The organism is Mycobacterium sp. RTGN4, from assembly GCF_033804635.1.
Taxonomy (GTDB): Bacteria; Actinomycetota; Actinomycetes; order Mycobacteriales; family Mycobacteriaceae; genus Mycobacterium.
Window position 1 is genome coordinate 834,484 of record NZ_JAPZLB010000001.1, and the last position, 7,239, is coordinate 841,722.

Consider the following 7,239-nt stretch of genomic DNA (forward strand, 5'->3'; position numbering starts at 1 on the left):
GTTCCTCCGGGGATTGTCGGTGCGGGTGGAACTCCTCGAGCGGGCTACAGCAGCCCGAACATTTTCAAGTCGGTGACGTATTTGATGATGATCGGCGCCACGACGTGCGGGATGTCCTTGTCGGTGCCGATTTTCGCCTTTTGCACGGCAGCACGGAATCGGTCGGTCGGCGCGAAGGACCCGAGGGTCGGCTCGGGGGGCTCAACCTGCTCGTAATTGTTCAACCGCAACATCTGCAGCACCGAGTGCTCGCGTTGCCAATCCGGCAGGGCACCCAAGGCAGTCTGGAACCGCTGAAACCACTCCCCGAAGTCACCGATGCGCTGGATCGGGTAACCGGCGTCTATCAGCCAGTCGACATACTCATCGGGTCCGATGCCGTCGTCGTGCGGGTTCATCACATGATAGGTCTCGAACCCGTCGATCACCTGAGCACTCAGCGTGGCGATCGCCTCGGCAATGAAATCGACTGGGAGCCCGTCGAAGTGCGCGCGTTGCCGGTTGCCGGTGGCGTCGAGCTGGAAGAACGAGCCGGGCGCGAGACCGGTGGCCACCAAGCTGAGCACCATCCGGGTGACGATGTCCGACACATTGAGCTGACCCGCGTAGTTCGGCTCGGCCAGGATCACGTCGCTGCGAAACACTGCGACCGGCAGCCCACACAGGTCGTGGGCCTCGCGCAGTAGCACCTCGCCGGCCCACTTGCTGTTGGCGTAGCCGTTGCCGAAGCCGCCGTCATTCGAGCGGGTGGGGCTGATGACCCGGATGTCGGCATCTTCGGTGAACGCGGACGAATCGATCTGGATTCTCACGTCGCCACTCGACACGTAACCGTAGGGCTTGAGTTTCGTGGTGAGTGCGAACCGAATCAGCTCCGCAGTGCCTACGACGTTGGGCCGAAACAGCTCGCTGTAGGGCAGGACACCGTTGACCATGGCCGCGGGATCGACGATCAGGTCGACGGTGTCGGCCAGACACTGCCAGAGCTCCTCGTCCAGCCCGAGATTCGCTTCGCCCTTGTCGCCGGCGATGACCTCCAGATGATCGACGGCCAGTTCATGGAAGTGCCGCAGCAATTTCGGGTCGCCGCTGTCGAAGGTCTCAAGCAGACGAACCCGCGCATCCTCGTCGGTCTCGGCTCGCACCAGACAGATCAGCGTGCCGTCGACCGCCTCCATCCGCTCGAGCCATTCCAAGGCCAGGTAGCGCCCGAGGTAACCGGTTGCTCCGGTCAACAGAACCGTCCGAATCTCGACGGTTTTGCATGACAGCGTCGGGGCGACGGTCAGCGTCGCAGCATCGATGAACTTGTCGAGCGTGAGATCGGCGGCGTGCACCTCCGTGGCGTTGCGTCCGTGCACAGCTGCGAAGTCGGTGCCGTCGGCCGGGCCGGAATGTCTCGCCAATTGCTGGCTCAGTCGTCCAACGGTTGGCGCCTCGAACAAGGCGAGTACACCGACGTGTGTGTCCAAGCGGGTGTTGATTGCGGCGATCAGGCGCATCGCCGACAGCGAGTCCCCACCCAGGTCGAAGAACGAGTCGTCGACCCCGACTCGCTCGAGCCCGAGCACCTGCGCGTAGATGCCTGCCAGGATCTTCTCCGCCGCGGTGCCTGGGGCCCGGTACGCAGCGGCGGTGTACTCCGGTGCAGGCAGGGCACGGGTGTCGAGTTTGCCGTTGGGGGTCAGCGGCAGCGCCGCGATCCCCACCACTGCCGCCGGCACCATATAGGCCGGAAGCCGCTGGGCCAGCGCGATGCGCACCTCGGCGGGATCCGCGGTGCCGGTCACGTAGCCCACGAGGCGCTTGTCACCGGGACGGTCCTCGCGGGCGACCACAACCGCCTGGTCCACCCCGTCGCAGGCGGCCAATACCGTCCGCACCTCGCCGAGTTCGATGCGGTAGCCGCGGATCTTGACCTGCTCATCGGCACGTCCCACGAATTGCAACTGGCCGTCTTTGCGCCACCGGACCAGGTCCCCGGTGCGGTACATCCTCATTCCACGCGCGGATCCGGCCCCGCCGAACGGACACGCCACGAACCGGGACCCGGTCAACCCCGCCCGGCGCCAATACCCGGGTCCCACCCCGGCACCGGCGACATACAACTCACCGACCACGCCCACGGGCACCGCCCGCAGCCATCCGTCCAGGACGAAGAACGCCGCCCCCGCGACCGGTGAGCCGATCGGCGGCGACCCCGACCCCACTGCCAACGGCGCACTCATCGATGTGTACACCGTGGTTTCGGTGGGCCCGTACGAGTGGACCATCACGCGCCCGGGCGCCCACCGATCGACCAACTCGGGCGGGCAGACCTCACTCGCCGCCACCAACGTCACCCCGTCCAGCCCCTGCGGCGACAACATACCCACCGCCGATGGCGTCAGGATGAGCATGCTGACCTGTTCGGCCACTAGCAAGGCGTGCAGATCTTCCGGCGAGCGGCCCACCGACTCGGGCACCACCACCAGCCGCCCACCCCGCAACAGCGCACCCCACATCTCCCACGCGGAAACGTCGAACGCCAACGAATGCCATTGCGACCACACCTGTTCCGGCGCGAGCCAGTCGTCCAGCGACGCCAGCAGCTGGGTCAGATTGTGGTGGGTGATCGCCACCCCCTTGGGCGCACCGGTGGTGCCCGAGGTGTACATGAGGTACGCGATATCTTCCGGCCCGGGCGTCGGCAAGCCCGTGGTCGGATAGGTCGGGATGCGGGGGTCGGCGACATCGATGACCGGCCCGTCGAAGGCGTTCAACCGGTCGGCCAGACCGGTGGTGGTGAGCGCGGCGATCGGCATGGCGTCAGCGAGCATGAATTCGATCCGGGCCTGCGGCAGCGCCGGGTCGATCGGCAGGTAGGCCGCCCCGGTCTTGAGCACCGCCGAAATCGCCACGACGGCGTCGGCTGAGCGTCCCAGCAGCAACGCGACATACGCACCCGGGCGTGCGCCGTGGTCAATCAGCAGGTGCGCCAACCGATTCGCCGCCTCGTCGAGCTCGCGATACGACGTCGATCGACCCTCGAAGATCACCGCGACCGCGTCCGGCGTGCGGGCCACCTGCGCGGCGAACGACTCCGGAACCGACACCGGCGTCTCGGGCCGGGTCAAGACCGCACGTTTGCCGATCTCGTCCAACCGGGCATGCTCGGACGCGTCGAGCAGAGTTATCGTCGACAGCCGCCGGGTCGGGTCGGCAGCCATCGCCACCAGCACCCGCTGCAACCGCGTGACGAGCGCCGCGATGTCCATCGCGTCGAAGACTCCGGTGTCGAATTCGACGCGAAGGCCCAGCTCGGGGCCCGGCGTGGCCTGCACCGTCAGCGGGTAGTGGTTGTACTCGCTGATGGAGAAGTCGGTGACGGCCATCTCGTGGTCCCCGGACAGTGCGGCCGTGTCGATCGGGTAGTTCTCGTACACGAACAGGGTGTCGAACAGCTGATCGTGGCCGGCGATGCGGTGAATCTCGTTGAGCGCCAGGTGATGATGTTCCAGGGTGGCGTTGTGAGCGCTTTGCAGTTGGTCTAGCAGGTCGGCCGTGGTGGTGGCCGGTGTGATGGTGGCGCGCACCGGCACCGTGTTGATCAGCAGCCCCACCATGGTCTCCGCGCCGAGCACGTCGGTCCTGCCCGAGACCGCGGTGCCGAAGGCGACGTCGTGCTGACCGGTCAGCCACGTCAGCAGCTGCGCCCACGCGGCCTGCAGCACGGTATTGACGGTGGTGTGATGCGAACGCGCCAGCTCACCAATCGCCCGCGTGGTCTCCTCGGGCAGCCGAAACGCTTCCACGCCTTTGGCGCGCAACCCCAAGCTCTGCGCCGGTCCGACCAATGTGGGGGTGGTGAAATCCGCCAACACCTCCCGCCACGCCGCCTCGGCGGCATCGATGTCCCTGTCCGCCAACCAGTTGACATACCTGCGATACGGCACCGGCGCGGGTAGTCGCTGCCCGTAGTAGCTGGCGAATATCTCCCCAAGCAGGATGGGCAGCGACCAGCCGTCCATCACGATGTGGTGATTGGTCAGCACGAATCGATGCCGGTGTGCTGCGATGCGAATCAACGCCACTCGGAAAGCCGGCCCGTCGGCCAGCTCGCAGACCGCGGCACGGTCCTCGGCGCACACCCGCTCGATCTGCTCGTCGAGTTCGACGCCGCCGGCCTTGGGCTCGACATACCGCCATCCCGGCGCGGGATCGGCCGGGATGATCTGCACAGGCTCGTCGAACTGAGGGCAGAACCGGGCCGCCAGGTTGGGATGCCGTTTGACCACGGTGTGCACTGCATCGCGGAGCCCGGAGGGGTCGAGCGGGCCGGTCACGGTGAAGGCCAGCTGCACCGCGTACACATCGTCATCGCCACCCCGCGTCGTGCTGGCGTGGAACAGCAGCCCCTGCTGCAACGGGATGAGCGGCAGCACGTCCGCGATCTCATAGTCCTGCTGAAGCTCGTCGAGCTGGTGTTGGCTCAGCCGCGCCGGGATGATGTCCGACGGGGTCAGCCCGCCCCCGCCACCTCGCACGTGGGCGCAGATGCCGGCCAGGGCGTCGAACCACAACCGGCCCAGCCGACTGACCTGATCACGATCGGTTGCCGAGGGCGCCCACGTCCAATTCGCGTGCAGGTGCGGGCCGAGGTCGGTGTCCACGGTGCCGGCATTGAGCGCGACCGTGTGCGCCAAGGGCATCGGCACCGCGGTAGCGACGGCGGCCAGCGACAAGCCTTCCTGACTGATCCCCCATATCTCACCGAGCGCCTCGGTGGCCGGGGCGCCCAGCCGACCGAGGTAGTTGAATCCGATCGTCGGATCGGAGCCGGGCAGATCCACGTCGGGGTTCAGATAGCGCAGCAGACCATACGTGAGGGGATCGGGCAGGGCGCGCAGCTGTTCCTTGGCATCCTTGATCACCGCACCCAGCGCCGCGTCACCGGCGACCACCTGTCCCCACGACAGCCCGCCGACCTCAAGCACCACAGGATATTTGGCGGTGAACCAGCCCACCGTCCGCGACAGATCCACATCCGGGCCCAGCTCCTCCTGGCGACCGTGGCCCTCCACATCGATACCGACCGGCGCGCCGCCGCTACCCAAGAACTCCGCCACCGCCAACCCGAACGCGATCAACAGAATGTCCTGCACCCCAGCATGAAACGCCGCAGGCACCTCCCCCAACAGCATCCGCGTCGTTTCGCTATCCAGCGCCATCGACAACTGGCCAGCAGTGGCGTAGGTGTCCCGCTCGGGTTGCACCGGTGGCAGCACCGGCGGGACCGCCACCACCTTCGTCCAGGCGTCGGCCTGCGCCAGCACCTCCGCCGCATGGGCGTGCTCGGCCAGCAGCGACGCCCACCGGGCAAACGACGTCCCCGGAGCCGGCAACGCGATCGGCTGCCCACGGTGATGCTGAGCCCAGGCGATGTTGATGTCCTGCAACAGGATTCGCCACGACACCGCATCGACGGCCAGATGATGGACGATCAACACCAGCTGACCCGACGAGGCCACCCACACGGCACTCAGCATCACCCCGGCACCCGGGTTCAACCGCGACCGCGCCGCCACCAACGCCGCATCGGACAACACGTCGGCTGTGGAAAGGCACGCGCCGGCATCCACCGAACCAATCTCGGGCACCGTCAACGACCACCCGCCGCCGGCCACATCGTCGTCGACACGGAGCCGCAACACGGCATGGCGATCCAGCACCGCCTGCAACACCACGACCACATCGGCCTCGGACACCCCTGCAGGGGCCGACATGACGACGGTCTGGTTGAACTCCTCGACCGGGCCGTCCACGCCTGCCAGCCAGCGCATGATCGGCGTCGCGACTACCGGGCCGACACCCTCGTCGACCACACCGACGTCACCGTCGGCCACCATGACCACCCGGGCCAGCCGGGCGACGGTCTGCTCGACGAAGACGTCGCGCGGCTTGCACAGCACCCCGGCCGCACGCGCCCGCGCCACCACCTGCATCGACGAAATGCTGTCCCCACCCAGATCGAAGAACGACTCGTCGACGCCGACGCGCTCCAGCCCGAGCACTTGGGCGTAGATGTCGGCCAGGATCTCCTCGACCGCATTGGTCGGGGCGCGATACTCACCCGCGGTGTACTCGGGTGCGGGCAGGGCGCGGGTGTCGAGTTTGCCGTTGGGTGTCAACGGCAACGCCTCGAGGACGACGACCGCTGTCGGGATCAAATAGGCCGGCAGCCGCTCGCCCAGCTGCGCGCGAATCTCAGCCGGATCTGCTGTGCCCGTGATGTACCCGACCAAACGCTTGTCACCGGGGCGGTCCTCGCGGGCGACCACCACCGCCTGCTCCACCCCGTCCAACCCGACCAGCGCAGCCTGAATCTCACCCAACTCGATGCGATAACCGCGGATCTTGACCTGCTCATCAGCGCGACCCAGATACTGCAACTGCCCATCAGCACCCCAACACACCAAATCCCCGGTCCGATACATCCGCGCCCCAGGACCGCCGAACGGACACGCCACGAACCGCGACCCACTCAACCCGGCCCGGCGCACATACCCACAGGCCAACCCGCCACCGGCGACGTACAACTCACCGACCACCCCAGCAGGCACCGGGCGCAACCACCCATCGAGCACGAACAACGCCGCAGTCGACACCGGCACACCGATCGGCGGCACACCCGACCCCGCCGTCAACGGCGCACTGATCGCCACACACATCGTCGTCTCGGTCGGACCATAGGCATTGACCATCACCCGCCCCGACGCCCACCGATCCACCACCTCGGCCGGGCAAGCCTCACCGGCCATCACCACCGTCGCCGACTCCAACCCCTCATCGGAGAGCATCGCCACCGCCGACGGCGTCAGAGTCAACACACTGACCCCTTCGTTGACCAACACCTCGTGCAAGTCGTCCGGCGAACCCACCACCGACTCGGGCACCACCACCACCCGCCCACCACGCAGCAGCGCCCCGAAGATCTCCCACACCGAGACGTCGAAGGCCAACGAATGACACAGCGACCACACCCCCGCAACCGGCAGGCCCGCATCCAAGGCCGCCAACAACCCCGTCACACTGCGGTGAGTGACCGCCACCCCCTTCGGCGTACCAGTAGTGCCCGAGGTGTAAATCAGATAAGCGACATCGTCGCCGCTCGGCGCGGGCAACGCGGTGCCGGGTTGAGCCTCGATACGGGGGTCCTCGACATCGAGGACCACGCCGGCAAAACCAGCGAGCCGCGCA

Annotated in this window: 1 protein-coding gene; it reads right to left on the reverse strand. The window is 67.1% G+C overall.

Annotation, left to right across the window (positions count from 1 at the left end; genetic code table 11):
* Positions 1–44: 44 nt before the first annotated feature.
* A partial coding sequence (locus tag SLQ30_RS04070) for a non-ribosomal peptide synthetase (RefSeq protein WP_319458305.1) occupies positions 45–7,239 on the reverse strand: 7,195 nt, incomplete at its 5' end.